The organism is Pseudomonas sp. NPDC077186, from assembly GCF_044543505.1.
Classification (GTDB): domain Bacteria; phylum Pseudomonadota; class Gammaproteobacteria; order Pseudomonadales; family Pseudomonadaceae; genus Aquipseudomonas.
In genome coordinates this window covers 643960-663364 of record NZ_JBITWE010000003.1, presented here as the reverse complement: position 1 = coordinate 663364, position 19405 = coordinate 643960, and the positions used below count along the sequence as shown (strand labels likewise).

Sequence of the window (19405 nt, the reverse complement as noted above, 5' to 3'; positions counted from 1 at the left end):
GATCAGACATAAGCAATTACTTATGCATTGATCCAGCGAGGAGCAAAGCGTGCGTAAAACCCTGCTGCGCATGACCCTGCGCCAACTCCAGGTGTTCCGTGCCGTGTGCGACCACGGCTCGTACAGCCGCGCCGCCGACGAGATGGCACTGACCCAGCCGGCGGTCAGCCTGCAGATTCGCCAGCTGGAGGAGCTGGTCGGCCAGCCGCTGTTCGAATACGTCGGCAAGAAGCTCTACCTGACCGAGGCGGCCGAGGCGCTCAAGCGCGCCGGCAGCGACATCTTCGGCCGCCTGGAGAGCCTGGACATGCAGCTGTCGGACCTGCAGGGCTCGCTGCAGGGGCAGCTCAACCTGTGCGTGGAATCCAGCGCCAAGTACTTCATTCCCCACCTGTTCGCTGCTTTTCGCCGCCAGTATCCCGAAGTCAGCCTGAACCTGACGGTGGTCAACCATGCCCTGGCGGTACGCCGCCTGAGCCTGAGCCGCGACGACTTGCTGATCATGAGCCAGGTGCCGCAGGACATGGCGCTGGACTTCCTGCCCTTTCTCAACAACCCCATCGTCGCAGTGGCGCCGCCGGATCATCCGCTCTGCGCACGAGACGACCTGCAACTGCAGGACCTCACCGCCTATCCGCTGCTGATCCGCGAAAACGGCTCGGGCACCCGCCGCGCCTGCGAGGAATACTGCCACCAGAAGCGCGCGCACTTTGCCCAGACCCTGGAGATCGGCTCGCTGGACGCCCAGCGCGAGGCGGTGATCGCCGGCCTCGGCCTGGCCCTGCTGCCGCGCCACGCGGTGCACCTGGAGCTGCGCCACGGCCTGCTGCGCGAGCTGCCAGTGGCCGAACTGCCGCTCTACCGCAGCTGGTGTGCGGTGAACAACCGCGGCCGACGCCTGTCGCCGGTGGCCCAGGCCTTTCTCGACTTTATCCGCAGCGAGCGCGCCGCCATCGGCCAGTTGGCCGAACGCTTTCAGCTCGGTGCGGCAGGATCGGGCAATGATTCGGCAGGATCGGCCTAACCCTGCGTAACTGGCCTGCGCGACATTGGCAGCCTGGGCGGCGCGTCGCTGCGCCCCGCCAAACCTGCCTGGGAGAGAACCTATGCTGTCGGGAACCAGCGCCCTGCTCGGCGCCATCGCCGCCGTCGAGCGCGACGGCGGCCAGGCCGTGCTCGCCACGGTGGTCAAGGTCGAGGGCTCGGCCTATCGCCGCCCCGGTGCGCGCATGCTGATTCCGCTCTACGGCGGCACGGTGGGCACCATCAGCGGCGGCTGCCTGGAATCCGAGGTGGCGAAGAAGGCCTGGTGGCTGACCGATGGCGGCGAGCCGGTGATCCGCCGCTACAGCACCGCCACCCAGGACGATGACGACGACCAGGACGCCGCGCTGACCTTCGGCCTCGGCTGCAACGGCAGCGTGCACGTGCTGCTCGAGCGCCATAGCGCGGAAAAGCCGCTGGCGCTGTTCGAGCTGCTGCGCCGGGTGCGCGAAAGCGGCCAGGCCGGCGCCGCCGCTACGGTGATCGCCAGCTACCGCAACGCCCGCGTTCGGGTCGGCGAGCGCCTGTTGCTGCATCCGGCTCACACCGACAGCGCGCGCCTGCTCGATCCGGCGCTGGACGCCCGGGTGCGCGCCGATCTGGCCGAGACCCTGGTTCAAGGCCGCTCTTCGCTGCGTACTTACCGCGATGCACGCGGGGAGATCGAGGTGTTCTGCGAATACCTGGCGCCGCAACGGCGCCTGGTGATCTTCGGCGCCGGCCACGATGCCCAGCCGCTGGTGCATATGGCCAAGCTGCTGGATTGGCACGTCACGGTGATCGACGGCCGCGCCCATTTCGCCCGCGCCGAGCGCTTTGCCGAGGCCGATGCGGTGCTGCAGGTCGATAGCGCCGCGCCCTATACCCTGCACCCTCTGACCGACGGCGCGCTGGTGGCGGTGATGAGCCACAGCTACAGCCAGGACCGCCACTGGCTGGGCAGTGTGCTGCGCGGCCATCCCGCCTATATAGGCCAACTGGGCCCACGCGAGCGCACCGAACGCCTGCTGGAAGAAATTCGCCAGCACACCCCGCACCTGCCGGCACTGGACCGTCTGCACTACCCCATCGGCCTGGATATCGGCGGCGACACCCCGGAGAGCGTGGCCACGGCCATCCTCGCCGAGATGACCGCGGCGCTGCACCGGCGCGATGGCGGCATGCTCAAGCATCGCCAGACGGCGATCCATGCGCCGACGCCGCAGGATTGCAGCGAGATCGAGACGGCGGCCAGGCTGACGGCGTCCTGACCCAACCACTCTGCGGGAGGGGCTTTAGCCGCGACCGGCTGCAGAAGCTCGCCGCTACGACTGCATGGATGCAGGAGGTAGAGCGAAGCAGGATGCCAGAGCCGAAAGCGCCTCCCACGGCCGCGTAGCCCGGAGGCAATCCGGGATCCCGCAGCCCCGGATTGCCTCCGGGCTACCGCCTGGCGCAGCTCCGTAGGAGCGGCTTCAGCCGCGAACCGCCTCCAGAAGCTCGCCGCTAAAGCGGCTCCTACACAAGCGCGATCCCAGGCCCCGAACTGCACCGATCTACCGCCTGGCTCAGCTCTGTGGGAGGGGCTTTAGCCGCGACCGGCGGCAAAAGCTCGCCGCTACGACTGCATGGATGCAGGAGGTAGAGCGAAGCAGGATGCCAGAGCCGAAAGCGCCTCCCACGGACCCAGCGCGTTCTTCGATTCCAGGTGTTTCACAAACAAAAAAACGCCCGGGCAATTGCCCGGGCGTTGTGTTTGCAGCGCTCTGCGTCAGGCCTCGATCCGCGCCGGCAACGGCAGCTGGCGCAGGCGCACGCCGGTGGCGGCGAACAGCGCGTTGGCCAGCGCCGGCGCCAGCGGCGGCACGCCCGGCTCGCCGACGCCGCTGGGGTTCTCCGCCGACGGCAGGATATGCACCTCCACCCTGGGCATCTGGTTCATCCGCAGCACCTGGAATTCATGGAAGTTCGACTGCTCCACGCGCCCCTCCTTCAGGGTGATCGCACCATGCAACGCCGCCGCCAGGCCGAAGCCGATGCCACCCTCCATCTGCGCGCGGATCACGTCCGGGTTGATGGCGATGCCGCAATCCACCGCGCAGACCACGCGATCGAGCTTGTAGCTGCCGTCGGCCTTGACCGTCACCTCGACGACCTGGGCGACGAAGGAGCCAAACGACTCGTGCACGGCGATACCGCGCCCGCGCTTCTCGCCCTCGGCACCAGCAGCCAGCGGCTGGTCCCAGCCGGCCTGTTTGGCGGCCAGTTCCAGCACGCCACGATGCCGCGGCTGGCTGTCCAGCAGCGCATGACGGAAGGCGTAGGGGTCCTGGCCGGCGGCCACGGCGGCCTCGTCGATCATGGTTTCGGCGACGTAACCGGTGTGGGTATGGCCCACCGAGCGCCACCACAGCACCGGCACCTTGATATTGCTCGGCGTGCTCAGCTCCACCTGCAGGTTGGGCACGCTATAGGCCAGGTTGGACAGCCCTTCCACCGAAGTGTGGTCGATCCCCTCCTTGACCAGGAACGACTCCATCGAGGTGCCGGCAATGATCGACTGACCGACGATGCGGTTGTGCCAGGCCTGCAGCTTGCCGGCCTGATCCAGGCCGATGCGCACGCGGTGCAGGTACAGCGGTCGGTAGTAGCCGGCGCGGGTATCGTCCTCGCGGGTCCAGACCATCTTCACCGGCGCCTCGACGCCCTGGGCGCGCGCCGCCTTGGCGATCGCCACCGCCTCCAGCAGATAGTCCGACACCGAACTGGCGCGGCGGCCGAAGCTGCCGCCGGCATACAGCTGGGTCAGCGACACCTGCTCCGGCGCCAGGCCCAGGTAACCGCCGATGATGGCCTGGTCGACGGTCTGGAACTGCTCGCCGTTCCAGATCTCGCAGCGCTCGGCAGACAGTTTCACCAGGCAGTTCATCGGTTCCATCGCCGCATGCGCCAGGTAGGGGAACTCGTACTCGGCCTCGAGGGTTTTCGCCGCCGCGGTCAGCGCGGCGTCGGCATCACCCTTGCGTGTGGCCGGCAGCCCCGGCTGGCCGGCGGCTTCGCGGTACTGGGCGAGGATTTCCGCGCTGCCGAGGGTGAAGGCCTGGCTCTCGTCCCAGTCGATCAGCAGGGCGTCGCGGCCCTGGCGCGCGGCCCAGGTATTCTTCGCCAACACCGCCACGCCGGCGCGGCCGTGGGGCAGGTCGCGAAACTCCACCACCGCGACCACGTCGCGCACGGCCTTGGCCTTGCTGCTGTCCACGGTCCGCGGCACGCCGCCGAAACGCGGCGGGTAGGCGACCATGGCCACCAGCATGCCGGGCAGCTTGAAGTCCTGGGTGAAGATCGCGCTGCCGTCGGTCTTGTCCAGGCTGTCCTTGCGCCGCAGCTCGCGCTTGCCGATCAGCTTGAAGTCCTTGGCATCCTTGAGCTGCACCTGCGCGGGCACCGGCAGCTGCGCGGCAGCCTCGACCAGCTCGCCGAAACCGGCGCTGCGCCCGGAGCCGGCATGGCTGACTACGCCCTGGCTGACGCCGATCTCGCTGGCCGGCACGCCCCAGCGCTGCGCCGCGGCGGCGACCAGCATGGCCTTGGCGACAGCGCCGGCGGTGCGCATCTGCTCCCAGGAGTTGGCCATGGCGGTGCTGCCGCCGGTGCCCTGCATCGCCCCGAAGGCGAGGTTGTTGTAGCGCTTGGCGTCGGCCGGCGCGCCCTCGACGCGCACCTGGTCCCAATCGGCGTCCAGCTCCTCGGCGAGCAGGGTGGCCAGGCCGGTGTAGCTGCCCTGGCCCATCTCCAGGTGTTTGGCCAGTACGGTCACGCTGCCATCGAGATCGATGCGCACGAAGGCGTTCGGCTCCAGCGGGCTACCTGCCGCCAGCGCCTCCATACCGCGCAGCAGCGGCGCGAAGAAGATGCCCAGGGCCAGGCCGCCGGCGCCCTTGAGCAGGCTGCGCCGGCTGAGATTGAGGATGCCGCGGGCGGCGCTATCGGGGGTTTCTATCTTGCCCATGATTCAGTTCTCCTCGGAACCTGTTCAAGGTCTCGCGAGCTAGAGGCATGCAAGGCAAAAATCGGTGAAGAACGGACTGGGCTCGCATTCGAGTTTACGAGCTGTAAATGAGCATTCCGAACCGATTTTTAACGCAGCAGGCCCGACGCGCAGCAGACCTTGGACAGGTTTCAGGCCAGTTGACTGGCAGCTTCGTGAATGGCGGCGCGAATCCGCACATAGGTGGCGCAGCGGCAGATATTGCCGCTCATGGCCGCGTCGATATCGGCGTCGCTCGGCGCCTTGTTGCCGCTGAGCAGCGCCGTGGCGGCCAGGATCTGCCCGGACTGGCAGTAGCCGCACTGCACCACGTCGAGCCGGCGCCAGGCGTCCTGCACCACCTTGCCCACGGCGTCTTCGCCGACCGCCTCGATGGTGCGGATGCGCTTGCCGGCCAGCGCCGACACCGGGGTCACGCAGGAGCGGGTCGGTTGCCCCTCCACGTTCACCGTGCAGGCGCCGCACAGCGCCATGCCGCAGCCGTACTTGGTGCCGGTGAGATTGGCGACGTCGCGCAAGGCCCACAGCAGCGGCATGTCGTCGGCCACGTCGAGCTCATGGTCTTGGCCATTGAGGTTCAGGGTAATCATGGTTTGCCACCTTTTTCAGGCCGGTCTTGGATAGCCAGCGGCGAGGGCCGGCGCGTCACGGTCGCCCGCGGCATGCGCAGCGGGGCAGAGCATCACTCTAGAGGGGCGCGCGGGCGCTGTCGTCGGCCCGCGCGCAGATCGGCAGAACCGGGCAATAAGTCCGCAGGATCGGGCAACCCTGGCGGGCCGGCCCGGCGAGCGCCGGCGCCGGCGGGGTTCAGGCGGCGTTGCGCTGGGCGCCGGCCAGCAGATAGCCGGCGGGGATCAGGTCGGGATAGTCGGCCAGTTCGCGCTGCAGCTGGCACTGCTCGGCGTAGGCCTCGATGGCCCGGCGATAGGCCATGCGGCGCTGGTCCTGGAGTTTGCGGCGGGTCTTGGCGTCAGGCTTGGCCTGCAGTGGCGCGTCATCGAAGATACGAGACATCTCGGTTCTCCCGGAACGAGGACTGGAGCCCTCAGCATCCTCCGGGCAGATGACGCTTTGACGGCGCCCGCATGAACGGCCGGTGAAACCGGCTGCGCTCAGTCCTCGACGTTGCGCAGCGACTTCGGCGACAGGCGCAGGCTGCGCAGGCTGCGCTTGACGCTCTTGAGGTGGTTGACCAGGCTCGGCCCGCGCGCCATGGCCACGCCCATGGCCAGCACGTCGATCACCACCAGGTGGGCGATGCGCGAGGTCAGCGGGGTGTAGATCTCGGTGTCTTCCTGCACATCGATGGCCAGGTTGACCGTGGCCAGGTCGGCCAGCGGGGTCTGGCTCGGGCACAGGGTGATCAGCGTGGCGCCGGACTCGCGCACCAAGTTGGCGGTGATCAACAGGTCCTTGGAACGTCCCGACTGGGAGATGCAGATGGCCACGTCGCTCGGCTTCAGGGTCACCGCGCTCATCGCCTGCATATGCGGGTCGGAGTAGGCGGCGGCGGTCAGCAGCAGGCGGAAGAACTTGTGCTGGGCATCGGCGGCCACCGCGCCGGAGGCGCCGAAACCGTAAAACTCCACGCGCTGCGCCTGGGCGCAGGCGGCGATGGCCCGTTGCAGCGCCTCGGGGTCGAGCTTCTCGCGCACCTCCATCAGGGTGTGCAGGGTGGTGTCGAAGATCTTCAGGCTGAAGTCGGCGACCGAGTCGTCCTCGTGGATGGCGAACTGACCGAAGCTGGCGCCGGCGGCCAGGCTCTGCGCCAGCTTCAGCTTGAGGTCCTGGAAGCCGCTGCAGCCGATGGCGCGGCAGAAACGCACGATGGTCGGCTCGCTGATGCCGACGCTATGGGCCAGCTCGGCCATGGAGCTGTGCATCACCGAAGCGGGATCGAGCAGGACGTGGTCGGCCACCTTGAGCTCGGACTTGCGCAGCAGGTGGCGCGACTGGGCGATGTGTTGCAACAGATTCACGGATTCGGCTCTATGAAGAAAAGGGTCAAGCGCGGCGCTCGACCGGCCATGGCTCGGTTATGATCGGTGGCCGGCGGTTGTAGTGACCTTGTAGTTATACTACATGGCTCGCAGCCGCGCACAGGTTAAACCGAGTCGGAGTCCTCTCTTGAGCATCCCCTGCGACATGCTGGTTTTCGGCGGCACCGGCGATCTGGCCCTGCACAAGCTGCTGCCCGCGCTCTATCACCTGCACCGCGAAGGGCGTCTGCACGCCGGCATGCGCATCCTCGCCCTGGCCCGCAGCAGCCACAGCCGCGAGGCCTATCAGGCCCTGGCCGAGCGCCGCTGCCGGGCCCAGGTGGCACGCGCCGACTTCGATGCCGGCACCTGGGCCAGCTTCGCCGCGCGCCTCGACTACTTCGCCATGGACGCCGCGCAGAGCGCCGACTTCGGCCGCCTGGCCAAACGCCTGGGGCGCGACGACGAGCGCGTGCGGGTCTACTACCTGGCCACCGCGCCGGACCTGTTCGAGGACATCGCCGCGCACCTGGCCAACGCCGGCCTGGCCGGCCCCAAGGCGCGCATCGTGCTGGAGAAGCCCATCGGCCACTCGCTGGACTCGGCACGGGCGATCAACGCCGCGATCGGCGCGGTGTTCGACGAGGCGCGGGTGTTCCGCATCGATCACTACCTGGGCAAGGAAACCGTGCAGAACCTGATGGCGCTGCGCTTCGCCAACGCCCTGTTCGAGCCGGTGTGGCGCGCCGGGCATATCGACCACGTGCAGATCAGCGTGTGCGAAACCCTCGGCGTGGAAAACCGCGGCGGCTACTACGACCATGCCGGCGCCATGCGCGACATGATCCAGAACCACCTGCTGCAGCTGCTCTGCCTGGTGGCCATGGAGGCGCCGGTGCGCTTCGACGCCGAGGCGGTGCGCAACGAGAAGGTGAAGATTCTCGAGGCGCTCAAGCCGATCAGCGGCCTCGACGTGCAGGACAAGACCGTGCGCGGCCAGTACACCGCCGGCAAGATCGGCGGGCATGACGTGCCGGCCTACTACTTCGAGAAGAACGTCGACAACGACAGCGACACCGAAACCTTCGTCGCCGTGCAGGTGGAAATCGACAACTGGCGCTGGGCCGGGGTGCCCTTCTACCTGCGCACCGGCAAGCGCCTGGCGAAGAAAACCTCGGAAATCCTCATCCAGTTCAAGCCGGTGCCGCACCGCCTGTTCCACGAAGGCGAGGCCAACCGGCTGCTGATCCGCCTGCAGCCCGAGGAGCGCATCAGCCTGCAGCTGATGGCCAAGAACCCCGGCAAGGGCATGCATCTGAAACCCGTGGAGCTCGACCTCAACCTGGCCGACGCCTTCAGCAAGCAGCGCCGCTGGGACGCCTACGAGCGCCTGCTGCTGGACGTGATCGAAGGCGACTCGACGCTGTTCATGCGCCGCGACGAGGTCGAGGCCGCCTGGCAGTGGGTCGACCCCATCCTGCAGGGCTGGCATCAGCACTACCAGAGCCCGCGCCCCTACCCGGCCGGCAGCGACGGCCCGGAACAGCTGCAGCACCTGCTGGAGCGCCATGGCCGGCACTGGGCCGAGTGAGCGAGCTGGCAGCTTCTTGCGCAGACCGCTGTGGATAACCCTCCGCCGGGCCGGCCCCAGCCCAGCGACCACGGGCCCTGCAGCAGGCTGCGCAACAAGCTGCACAGCACTGCGCAACTTGTTGCGCAAGTAGACGTGACGCAGCGCTCACGATGACCGAAAATTGCAATTCGGTCATATCAAGTAATTGATTTTATTGAAATTAAATTACCTGGCACGCCGCTCGCTATAAGCCTGGCTCCCGGATCGATCACGATCCATGACCCAGGCAAGGAGAGCACTCATGCCAACACCCGCGTATCTGTCCCTCGAAGGCACCAAACAAGGTCTGATCACCGCTGGCACCTTCACCGAGGACTCGGTCGGCAATATTTTCCAGGAAGGTCATGAAGACCAGATTCTGGTGCAAGCCTACAACCACCAGGTCATCATCCCGCGCGACCCGCAGTCCGGCCAACCGACCGGCCAGCGTGTGCACAAGCCGCTGATGATCACCAAGGTCTTCGACAAGTCCTCGCCGCTGATCTTCAACGCCCTGACCTCCGGCGAGCGTCTGAACAAGTGCCGTCTGGAGTGGTACCGCACCTCCTCCACCGGTACCCAGGAGCACTACTTCACCATCGAACTGGAAGACGCCGTGATCGTCGACGTGCAGTCGCGCATGCCGAACTGCCAGGACCCGAACATGGCGCACTTCACCCACCTGGAAGACGTCTACTTCACCTACCGCAAGATCGTCTGGACCCACGAAGTCTCCGGCACTTCCGGCTCCGACGACTGGCGTACCCCGATCTCCGCCTAATCGCAGGCTGAGTTCGCGCGTCACCGCAGCGGCCAGGCATCGTCCTGGCCGCTGCGTTTCGGCCTTGGCCTCTGCACGCATGAGCCCCGTAGGGTGCGACATGGCGAAGCCTTGTCCACCATGGAGCTCCACGCGTCAGGGGCCAAACATCGAACAGGCCCAGTTATCCGGTCGACGCCTGGGTAAAATGCCCGGCCGATTCATGGAACGAAACACGAGGAACAACGAATGTTCGCCCAGGCCAACCAGACCCATTTCAGCCTCAGCATCGAGGGCGTCGAGCACGACCTGCAGGTGCTCGAGTTCAAAGGGCGCGAGGCGATCAGCCAGCCTTACGCCTTCGACGTGGAACTGATCAGCGAACGCCCCGACCTCGATCTGGAGAGCCTGCTGCATCAGCGCACCTTTCTCGCCTTCGACCAGAACGGCGCCGGCATCCACGGCCTGATCCACCGCATCGCCCAGGGCGAATCCGGCAAGCGCCTGACCCGCTACCGCCTGACCCTGGTGCCGCAACTGGCCTACCTGGCGCACCGCACCAACCAGCGCATCTTCCAGCACCTGAGGGTGGAGCAGATCATCGGTCAGGTGCTCGAGGAACACGGCATCCAGGCTGACGCCTACCAGTTTCAGCTCGGCTCGCTCTACCCCGAGCGCGAGTACTGCGTGCAGTACGACGAGAGCGACCTGCACTTCGTCCAGCGCCTGTGCGAGGAGGAAGGCATCCACTACCACTTCCAGCACAGCCGCGAAGGCCATGTGCTGTGCTTCGGCGACGACCAGACCCTATTCCCGCGCCTGGCGCCGCTGGCCTACCAGCAGGACAGCGGCCTGGTGGCCGACGACCCGGTAATCAAGCACTTCGGCGTACGGGTGGAAACCCGCACCAGCCAGGTCACCCGCCGCGACTACGACTTCGAGAAACCGCGCCTGCAGCTGGAAGCCAAGGCCGAGGGCGACGCCCAACCCAAGCTGGAAGACTACGACTACCCGGGCCGCTATACCGACCGCGAACGGGGCAAGCACCTGGCCAAACGCGCCCTGGAGCGCCACCGCCACGACTTCGAACTGGCCCAGGGCGACGGCGACTCGCCGACCCTGGTCAGCGGCCACTTCCTCGACCTGCAAGGCCATCCGCGCGACGCCTGGAACCAGCTCTGGCTGCTCACCGAAGTGCGGCATGAAGGCAAACAGCCACAAGTGCTAGAGGAGTCCATCACGAGCGATCTACGCTGGACGGCCCCCTCTCCCCTCCGGGGAGAGGGCTGGGGAGAGGGGAAAAAGGACGACACCGACTTCCACCAAGGCTACCGCAACCGCTTTACCGCCACGCCGTGGGACGTGCCCTTCCGCCCGCCGCTGGCTCATCCCAAGCCGCGTATCCTCGGCAGCCAGAGCGCCGTGGTCACGGGTCCTGCCGGCGAAGAAATCCACTGCGACCAATATGGCCGGGTGAAAGTCCAGTTCTTCTGGGATCGCGAGGGCCAGGCCGACGACAAGACCAGCTGCTGGCTACGCGTCAGCTCCAGTTGGGCCGGTGATCGCTACGGCGCCATCACCATCCCGCGCATCGGCATGGAAGTGCTGGTCACCTTCCTCGAAGGCGACCCCGACCAGCCCCTGGTTACCGGCTGCCTGTACCACGCCGAACACGTCGTGTCTTATGAGCTACCGGCGAACAAGACCCGTAGCGTGTTCAAGACCCTCAGCAGCCCCGGCGGTGGCGGCTACAACGAACTGCGCATCGAGGATCGCAAGGGCGCCGAGCAGATCTACCTCCACGCCCAGCGCGACTGGGACGAGAACATCGAACACGACCAGAAGATCCGCGTCGGCAACGAACGCCACGACACCGTCGAGGCCAATGCCTACAGCCACTTCAAGGCCGAAGAACACCGCACCACCCACGCCGACCGCAAGACCGAGATCAAGGCCAACGACCACCTCACCGTCGGCGACAGCCAGCACATCAAGCTAGGCAACGGCCAGTTCATCCAGGCCGGCAGCGAGATCCATTTATCCAGCGGCCTCAAAGTGGTGCTCGAAGCCGGCAGCGAACTGACCCTCAAGGGCGGCGGCAGCTTTATCAAACTCGACGGCGGCGGCATCACCCTGGTCGGGCCGGTGATCAAGATCAACTCTGGCGGCGCGCCGGGCAGCGGTTCGGGCGCTGCGTCCATCGCCCCGACATTGCCCAAACCCGCAGATACCGCGCCAGTAGGCGAGAAAACCGGCACTGCCAATCTGAACCCGTTACCAGCCCCAACAGAAAAAGGGGTCAAGGGGCCGCAACAGTTGATCGTGGACGTCTGGGGCGACCCGGAGCAAGGCGGGCAAGTTGAACTGCTCGACCCGGAGGAGGACGCATGAGCGAGTTGAAGGATCAACCTATCGAGCAAGGTGTTCGCAAGCGTACTGATTACGATAACGCTCAACGCAAGAGGCTCGTGCTGAGTGTCGACCGGGAGGATGGCGGAAAACTGTCCCTGCCCATCGCTGTCGACATGCGCAGCCATGAAGAAGAAGAGAACATTCAACAGAACACCTTCCTGGCCATCATGCCGCTGGCCAAGCTGCCAGGACATGACGCCTACAACGAGGCGCCTCGGGGAGCGCTGCCACGCCCGGGGCGCATCTACGTGTTTCAGAATGGCAAGCTTTGGCGTGAGGTCTTGTGCGACGGCAAAGGCAACATGAAGGATGTCGATCTCGCCCATTGGCGCAAGCAGGCCGAGAGCGGGGGCGCTGCCGATGATCGGCAATCCGTCGGCAAGCAGCAGCAAGTCCTGTTGATCCCCATCCTCGTGCAGGGCCAGCCCGTCGCCAACAACTACCTGATGGCCTACAGCGAGAAGCCCTGGACCTGGGAATATATCCGCTGGCTGGAGGAAGATCGGAATCGAGTCAAAAGCCGTGCCCAGATCGTCGCTTTCGCCTGGTCGGCGGCGGTCGTTGGGGCGGATCAATGGCAGCCGACGCAGGCCATGCCGGCGGTGGTGATCAGCGCGCAGGCGGACGGCTTTCGAGCGCGCGATTTCAGCATCGAGAGCCTGTTGGGCGATCCGTCTCTGTTCACCCCCAGTCTGAGTAGCATCCCCTCGAACGAAATGAGCAGCCGCATGCAGATGCGCCTGGAGGAGCTTGCTGCTGCGACCCGAAGCGCCTCCCCGCAACCGCTGCCCACCTTGGCGGCCGGCGCGGATGTGCTTGCGGAACGCAATATGCGGGCCCACCCGCGGCTGGTCGGGCTGATGCTCGACGACCCCTTGTTCGCACTCAGGCATGCTGGTGCGCAAGCGCGTCTGGCGGAATCCTACCTGCTCACTCTCAATGCGCTAGTACCGCATCGCCCCAATGGTCGCTACGCCCATGCGCTGTACAGCTCGGTCATGCAAAGCCCGAGCAGCCCTCTGGGCAAGTTCAGAAAACACCTGCACCTCGAGCAATTTCACGACGCCGTATTCGAGGGCGAACGCAAGCTGGTAAGAACCGCCCTGTCGTCCCGGCTGCAATATCTGGTCAACCTCCTATCGGATGTGCCACTGACGGCAGCGCTATGGGATTGGCAATACACCCGCGACGAACGCCTGCTGGAACCCTACCAGTTACTCAGCGAGATATTCGGCACCTTGAGCAAACTGCCCGAGCATATCGATGCCTTGTCTCCGACCAATGCCAACAGCTCGTTGCGAACCCGTATCGCTCAGTTGAGCGAACGCCTCCTAACCGGCCATCACCCACTCACCAAGCCCTTCCTGGCGCAGGCGGATGGCACCCTGCCCGAGGCGGTAAAACGGCTTATTGACCTGGCCGCGAAAAAAAGCGAACCCGATCCACAACGCATGGGTATGAACAGCCTGCTGCACATAGCAGACATCGATCCGCAGGACACCGACAAGGGGCTGGTCTACAAGAACCTACATGCGCTGATCGGCGACTTCATGGACACCTTCTCCATGGCCGTACTGACCCAGGTGCAGCGCTTGAACGATGCCAACGTGAAAGTGGCCATCGAGTTCCGCCGCCTGTTCGCACCGACTCACGGTGTGCTCGAGAAACTTTCACCCAGCTGGCGTGGCATTCAATTGGTCAGCGAAGCACAGGCCCAGGCCTCGAACCTACGGATTCTGGGCGTTCAAGGGGAGGGGCTGCGCTATGGCCTGACCGCCACGGAGCGGGCGGCCCTCACCCGCAAAAACTACCGGTACATGAACGTCACTAACCCGGAGGGCCAGGTCATCGGTTCCACCAGCCCGCGTCAGGTGGGACCGGGACTGCCCAATCATGGGCCCGGGGTCATCATCGCGGCCCCTGCCGACCATCCGGAGGTGGTCAAGTACAGCGCCTGGAAGCATGCGGTGGCCAGCAAGCTCGACACAGCCGCGCAGTCACCCTCCCTACCCGTGGTTGCGGTAGCCTGCGCCATGTACAACCTGAGTGCGCAGATTGAAGGGATGAAGGCTTTGCAACGGGAGGCGGGGGATGGTCTAGACCGCTATCGCGCCGGATACATATCTGCAGCGGCTGATACTGCTGTTGCCTTGGGCAACCTATCGAAATTTCTTCTTGGCGGCGAACACCAGCTCGTTACCTTGCTGAATAAACCACGGCTCGAGGTTTCCAGAATCTCCACCCGCTGGGCCATGAATCTGGCCGAGCAAACGGGCAATCCGCGTCTGCCAGTACTGCGCGCTCTTTCAGGCGGGGCCATGCTTTTTACGACGGCGATTACCGTCTGGGATGCCAAGCGTGCCTGGCACCAAGGCGACCGTGATGCCGCCCTGGCCTATGGCGCGGCGGCGGCAGGCGGGGCGGCCTGGACGGCCTACGCCTTGGGTATGTGCATCAATCCGGTGGTTCTGGTGGCCGGGGCGGTGCTGTTTATCGGCGGCAGCATCCTGGCCGGCTGGCTGGTCGACAGCGATGTCGAGGCCCTGATTAAGAATGGGCCTTTCGGTAAAGATCATGGCCAAACCAGTGTGCTCGACAAAGTATTCGGTGACGATCAGCGCTTCGCTCATTTGAGCGACCCACATATCGCCTACCAGCAACTACTCGGCATTCTCGGCCGGCCCATGATCCAGGTCAGCCGCCTGGGCGACTGGCTGGACCAGGCGCCTGCGGGCGTGCGTGCGGGTATCGGCAGCCTCAACCGGCAGCGTGCCCCGCTGAACGCGCCCCTGGAATGCCGTCGCACCTCGGCCCAGCCCTTCGAGCGCGACGACTGGGCGGTACGTATCCACTCCCCCCTGCTGGGCCTGTTCGACGCCCAGCACCTTCAGTTCTTTGCCCGGGAAGAAGTCGCGGTGCTTCCACTCAATGGTGCCTTCAATGCGGAACGCACCGAGCGGCGCCTGATCGACGAGGCCAAGCTGACCGCACACCCCCTAGACGCTGCCTCGGCGCTCTATATCTTGCCGAAGCAATTCCCCGTGATGACGCTTACCCCATTGCAACGTCATGGGCAGAAGGTCACCCAGCGCCTCAAGGTCTTCGGTCAATTCCGACTCGCCAAGGAGGCCGACCGCTCCGACGAATTGGTATTGCCACAGCCCAACCCGAAAACCTGGCAACCTTATCAAGCCGCCTTCGCCAAGCCGCCGGCGCTAAACGCCAGGGCCGACGAAGTTCCCTACTGGCAGATCGAAACCCTGGAATTCAAGGTATGACGACTGAAACCTACGGCCCTGCCGCCTATCGTGGCCAGGCCGCGCCCGCTCTCCCTGCACCAGTTCGCGACAAGCAAGGCCTGTTCGATACAGCTCTTAAATGGGGGCATTACGCCAATCTGGACTCGATATCCGAAATCGAAGGCCAGCTTATGGGCGAGGCCCATCTGGCCTATGAGCGGCAAACCAAGGAAAAACGCAAACAACAGATTTACTGTGACGCTGAACGCTGGAACTTTGAGAACAGCGGCAAACTATTGCATTTTTTATTCATATTAAAACTTTGCTGCTTAATGTCATTTTTCTTTCCGTGGACACTAAAGCTAGCAGATATTTTTAACAGTAACTTCTTGGTCACAACACTAGGCCTCTTTATAATGATCGTCAGCCTAGTTATTTACGGTTCATCAAGACCCTGGCTGGCCTATATGTTAGGCGGAGTGTTTGGCGCAATTACCGCTGCTGCCATTGCCTGGGACCAAGGTGCTCTTTGGGGCTATTGGGGAGAACAAACTGCCTTCTGGTTTGGAGCAGTTCTGCTCTTTATGGCAGTAATCGGCGTCGATCTGCTGATCAGCCTCTATTCCCTGATTTATACCCATGACGGCAGCGGCTTCAATCGGCGCGACGGCATGCTGCGGATCGGCAGGCGCTTCCGCTCGCCCTTCGTCGCCCCCTTCTACGAATTCGACCCGGTGATGCAACTGCAGATCACCCCGCATGGCGGCCATGACTATGTGCTCTGGCTGCATCACCGCTATACCGACACCAAAGTCTGCCTGGGCATGAAGATGCACAGCCTGGGCCTCGACAAGGCCAACCTATACTCCTTCTGGGATACGCTGCAGCGCTATATGGATATCGAACAACCGCTGCCCGACCTGCCCGTCCTGGAGCAGAGTCGTCACCTGGACCCCGTCACCGCCGCTCACGACGCCGCCACCGACCGCCCCGAACGCTACTGGCGCGACCGCACCCTCGACGGCTGGAAACGCAATTCCGCGTCCCGAAAGTTGAGGGAGAACCTGGCCAGCCATCCTTGGCAGCAGCAGCCCTGCACCCTGCGCGCCAGCATCGACCCTCATCTCAGCATCGAACGCTACTACCGCAACCAGGAGGCAAAGGGCATTCATGCCACGCCCAAAGGCGACGATTTCGATAACACCCATCGGCGTGACGTCAGCGCTGAACAGCAAGACTGACCCGACCATTCATCCACATGCAACTTCTACAGTAACGCCAATTGGCCACAATGCTCGAAAACCAACCCTTTCACGGGGTATTTACCAAGGAATGGACATGAGCCTGCATCTCGACAACCAGATATTGGAGCGCATCTACCAGCACGGCACCTTCGGCCACTCCAGTGCCATGCGCTGGAGCTCGACACTGATGACGTTCGGGTTGACCTTTATTGGATTGTTCAAACTGTCTGGAGGCCAAACATTGCTGATGACGTTGGTCGCCAGCGTCTTCGTTGGCGGGCTGATCTACTGGCTGAGTGGTTCGAAAGACCCACTACGCAGCGGCGATCCATACACCGAGTTCCAGCGCAACGCGCTGCATCTGCGCATGCTATGCGACAACCACCCCTCTGGCAGGAAAAGCTGCTGCGCAAGCAGATTGTTTCAGTGGCACCCTAACAGCAAAATGGCTGGCTGTTCAGCCGAGATCGCGGCCTGGTGATCGAGGACAACGGGGGCAGGCAGTGGCGCTTGGCACTGAAGCTATCGATGCCAGAGCTGGAGCAATATAGCCAGACGCTAAAAACCTCCCTGGAACCATTGGGCTATTCCTTGGACAAGCTACGCCGCTTTCAACCCTGAGCACGGCGCGCATGCATCAGCACGACGAGCAACACCAACAACCCCAACACCCCCGCCCCAATGAACAACCCCTCATAGCCCAACGCCGTGGCCAACACTCCGCTGCTGGCCCCGACAAAGCCGGACAGCAGCAACTGCGCCGAGGCCTGCAGGGTGAAGTCGGCGCCTTCGTGTTCGGGGCGGCACATGCGCATCATGGCGGCGAACAGGGCGACGGTGGACATGCCGTCGGCCACCTGCTCGAACAGGGTCACGGCGTAGACCAGTCCGACATTGCCGCCCTGCCCCACCAACAGTGCCAGGGCGGCGATGCCGAGAGCCTGCAGGGCGCCGAACAGGATCAGCGCGCGCAGTACGCCGATGCGGGCGTAGAGCAGGCCGCCGAGCAAGGCGCCCGCGATGCCGGCCAGACTGCTGATCAGGGTCAGTTGGCCGAGCGCTGCGCTGCTCCACCCCTGGTCCACCAGCATCGGCTTGATCATCGGCGAGCCGAGCGAATCGCCCAGTTTGAAGGTCAGCACCACCGTCAGCCACAGCAGCATGCCGGGTTGCGCCAGCAGGCCGCGGTAGTGCTCGAGCAGCAGACGCGGGCCCAATGCGCTTTCCGCCAATGCCGGCTGGAAGGGCAATACCCGGCGCTCGGGGAACAGCCAGATCGGCAGCGTCATCAGCAGGATCAGCCCGGCCAGCAGACCAACGGCAAGGTTCCAGCCCAGCGGGTCGATCACCAGCAGCAGGCCGCTGCCGCTGACGATCATGCCGACCTTGTAGCCGCCGACCTGCAGGCTGTTGCCCAGGCCGCGCCAGCGCTCGGGCAGCAGGCGCACGGTGAGGCCGTCGGTGGCGATGTCCTGGGTGGACGCCAGCAAATTGATCGTCAGCAACAGGCCCAGCAGCAGCCATAGGCCTGAGCCGAACAGGGTCTGCGGCGCCAACGTGGCTAACGCAGCCACGCAGAGGATCACGCCTGTCTGCAGCGGCAGAATCCAGCCGCGGTGATGGCCCAGACGCGAGGAGGCCAGACGGTCGATCCAGGGCGCCCAGCACACCTTGAGCAGCCAGGGCAGCGCCAGCAGTTTGAGCAGGCCGATCAGCGCCAGGTCGACGCCGTGCTGGCGCAGCAGCACCGGCAGCGAGTGGGCGATCAACCCGGACGGCAGGCCCTGCGCGCAATAGAGCGAGGCCAGCAGCACCAGCGTGGCGTTGGACGGGCGAGGTGCGGATGGCGACATGGCGGGCGCTCGCGGCAAAAGCGCAAGCCTAGTGGTTTGCGCCTGCGAGCGGCAACGTGGGGGTGGTTACAGTTCGTAGCTTGGCAGGTCGCGGCTGAAGCCCCTCCCACAAAAGCCTGGCCAGCCCGTAGCCCGGATGCAATCCGGGGCTGCTTCCATCGCGAATGAATTCGCTCCTACACAGTGCGTAGGGTGGATGGCGCCTTTTTCATCCACCACAAAGGCTCGGCTGTCGCTCTCTGGTGAAACGATAAAGCGTGTTCCACCCCTGCAGGGCTAGAGGTTATTCAGGCACTCGGTCAGGCCACTCGCCAGGTTTTCCAGGAGTTGCTCGTAGCCCGTGGCGCTCACCGGCAGCTCGCCGCCGAGCGCATCCAGCTCGGCCAGTTTCACCGGCAGGCCGGCGGTGAGGGTTTCCGCCAGGCGCGGGCGCAGCGGCGGCTCGCTGAACACGCAGCTGGGGCCGGCCTGCTGCAGGCGCTGGCGCATGGCGGCGACGTGGCGGGCGCCGGGTTGCACCTCGCCGAGCACGCTGAACACGCCGGCGTGCTTGAGCCCGTAGGCGGCCTCGAAGTAGTCGTAGGCCTCGTGGAAGACGAAATAGGGCTTGTCGGCGATGCTCGCCAGCTGCGGGCGGATACGGCCATCCAGTGCATCCAGGCGGGCTTCGAAGGCCTGCAGGTTGGCGGCGTAGCGCGCGGCGTTGGCCGCATCGAGATTGGCCAGGTCGGCGGCCATGCGCGCGGCGATCACCCGGGCATTGGCCGGCAGCAACCAGAGGTGGGCGTCGAGGCTGCCGGGGCGATGGTCGTGGTCATGGCCCAGGCCGTCGTCCGCCTGATCATGGCCATGCCCGTCGTGCTCATGCTCATGCTCGTCATGAGCGTGCTCGGCATGGCTGTCGCCGAAATGACGCAGGCTCAGGCCGGGCAGCTCCTGCACCGCCACGTCCGGCTTGTCGCGTCCGGCCAGCACCCGCGGCAGGAAACCTTCCATGTCCGGGCCGATCCAGTACAGCAGGTCGGCCTCGCGCACCCGCCGCACGTCGGACGGGCGCAGCACATAATGGTGCGGCGAGGCGCCGGCCGGCAGCAGCACGTCGGGCACGCCGACGCCGTCCTGCACCGCCGCAGCAATCAGCTGCAGCGGCTTGATGCTGGCGAGCAGGCGCACCTCGGCCTGGGCGTTGGCGACAAAAAGCAGGGCGATAAGGCAGAAAAGACGCGACACGGGGC

General features: G+C 65.0%; 14 protein-coding genes. 8 read left to right on the top strand and 6 right to left on the bottom strand.

The window, feature by feature from the left end:
* Positions 1 to 49: 49 nt before the first annotated feature.
* Both ACIGKL_RS15030 and ACIGKL_RS15025 read left to right on the top strand, forming a co-directional pair.
* Positions 50 to 1024 (top strand): LysR family transcriptional regulator, encoded by a 975-nt coding sequence (locus ACIGKL_RS15030; protein WP_397487413.1) that lies wholly within the window; start codon positions 50 to 52, stop codon positions 1022 to 1024.
* A gap of 82 nt (positions 1025 to 1106) precedes the next feature.
* Positions 1107 to 2294: an XdhC family protein gene (locus ACIGKL_RS15025; RefSeq protein ID WP_397487412.1), complete on the top strand. Its 1188-nt coding sequence runs from the start codon at positions 1107 to 1109 to the stop codon at positions 2292 to 2294.
* A gap of 500 nt (positions 2295 to 2794) precedes the next feature.
* Here ACIGKL_RS15025 and ACIGKL_RS15020 read toward each other — a convergent pair whose 3' ends face one another.
* From ACIGKL_RS15020 to hexR, 4 genes are all read right to left on the bottom strand, one after another.
* Complete coding sequence (locus tag ACIGKL_RS15020; protein ID WP_397487411.1) at positions 2795 to 5032, bottom strand: molybdopterin cofactor-binding domain-containing protein; 2238 nt, start codon at positions 5030 to 5032, stop codon at positions 2795 to 2797.
* Positions 5033 to 5202: 170 nt separating this feature from the next.
* Positions 5203 to 5661 (bottom strand): (2Fe-2S)-binding protein, encoded by a 459-nt coding sequence (locus ACIGKL_RS15015; protein ID WP_397487410.1) that lies wholly within the window; start codon positions 5659 to 5661, stop codon positions 5203 to 5205.
* Positions 5662 to 5878: 217 nt separating this feature from the next.
* The gene (locus ACIGKL_RS15010; protein ID WP_122110019.1) at positions 5879 to 6085 is read right to left on the bottom strand and encodes a PA3496 family putative envelope integrity protein; all 207 of its coding nucleotides are present in this window, start codon (positions 6083 to 6085) and stop codon (positions 5879 to 5881) included.
* 98 nt (positions 6086 to 6183) lie between these two features.
* Positions 6184 to 7050 carry a transcriptional regulator HexR gene (gene hexR, locus ACIGKL_RS15005; protein ID WP_021445989.1) on the bottom strand — a complete coding sequence of 289 codons (867 nt, stop codon included), beginning with the start codon at positions 7048 to 7050 and terminating at the stop codon, positions 6184 to 6186.
* A gap of 103 nt (positions 7051 to 7153) precedes the next feature.
* On the opposite strand from hexR, the gene zwf reads away from it, so the two are divergent.
* From zwf to ACIGKL_RS14975, 6 genes are all read left to right on the top strand, one after another.
* Positions 7154 to 8641, top strand: coding sequence for a glucose-6-phosphate dehydrogenase (gene zwf, locus ACIGKL_RS15000; protein WP_397487409.1), 1488 nt, complete (start codon positions 7154 to 7156; stop codon positions 8639 to 8641).
* A 283-nt stretch (positions 8642 to 8924) separates the two neighbouring features.
* Positions 8925 to 9443, top strand: a complete 519-nt coding sequence (locus ACIGKL_RS14995) for an Hcp family type VI secretion system effector (RefSeq protein ID WP_003241180.1) — start codon at positions 8925 to 8927, stop codon at positions 9441 to 9443.
* A 228-nt stretch (positions 9444 to 9671) separates the two neighbouring features.
* Positions 9672 to 11813 carry a type VI secretion system tip protein TssI/VgrG gene (gene tssI / locus ACIGKL_RS14990; protein ID WP_397487408.1) on the top strand — a complete coding sequence of 714 codons (2142 nt, stop codon included), beginning with the start codon at positions 9672 to 9674 and terminating at the stop codon, positions 11811 to 11813.
* Positions 11810 to 15112 (top strand): hypothetical protein, encoded by a 3303-nt coding sequence (locus tag ACIGKL_RS14985; RefSeq protein WP_397487407.1) that lies wholly within the window; start codon positions 11810 to 11812, stop codon positions 15110 to 15112. The genes tssI and ACIGKL_RS14985 overlap by 4 nt, the downstream gene beginning before the upstream one ends.
* A 545-nt stretch (positions 15113 to 15657) precedes the next feature.
* Complete coding sequence (locus ACIGKL_RS14980; protein WP_397487474.1) at positions 15658 to 16314, top strand: hypothetical protein; 657 nt, start codon at positions 15658 to 15660, stop codon at positions 16312 to 16314.
* A gap of 97 nt (positions 16315 to 16411) precedes the next feature.
* Positions 16412 to 16798 carry a hypothetical protein gene (locus ACIGKL_RS14975; RefSeq protein WP_397487406.1) on the top strand — a complete coding sequence of 129 codons (387 nt, stop codon included), beginning with the start codon at positions 16412 to 16414 and terminating at the stop codon, positions 16796 to 16798.
* Positions 16799 to 16928: 130 nt separating this feature from the next.
* On the opposite strand, the gene ACIGKL_RS14970 is transcribed toward ACIGKL_RS14975, so the two are convergent.
* Together ACIGKL_RS14970 and znuA are read right to left on the bottom strand one after the other, a co-directional pair.
* Positions 16929 to 18170, bottom strand: a complete 1242-nt coding sequence (locus ACIGKL_RS14970; RefSeq protein ID WP_397487405.1) for an MFS transporter — start codon at positions 18168 to 18170, stop codon at positions 16929 to 16931.
* Between the two features lie 276 nt (positions 18171 to 18446).
* Entirely contained in the window at positions 18447 to 19400 is a 954-nt protein-coding gene (gene znuA / locus ACIGKL_RS14965; protein ID WP_397487404.1) for a zinc ABC transporter substrate-binding protein ZnuA, read from the bottom strand.
* Between the last annotated feature and the right edge of the window lie 5 nt (positions 19401 to 19405).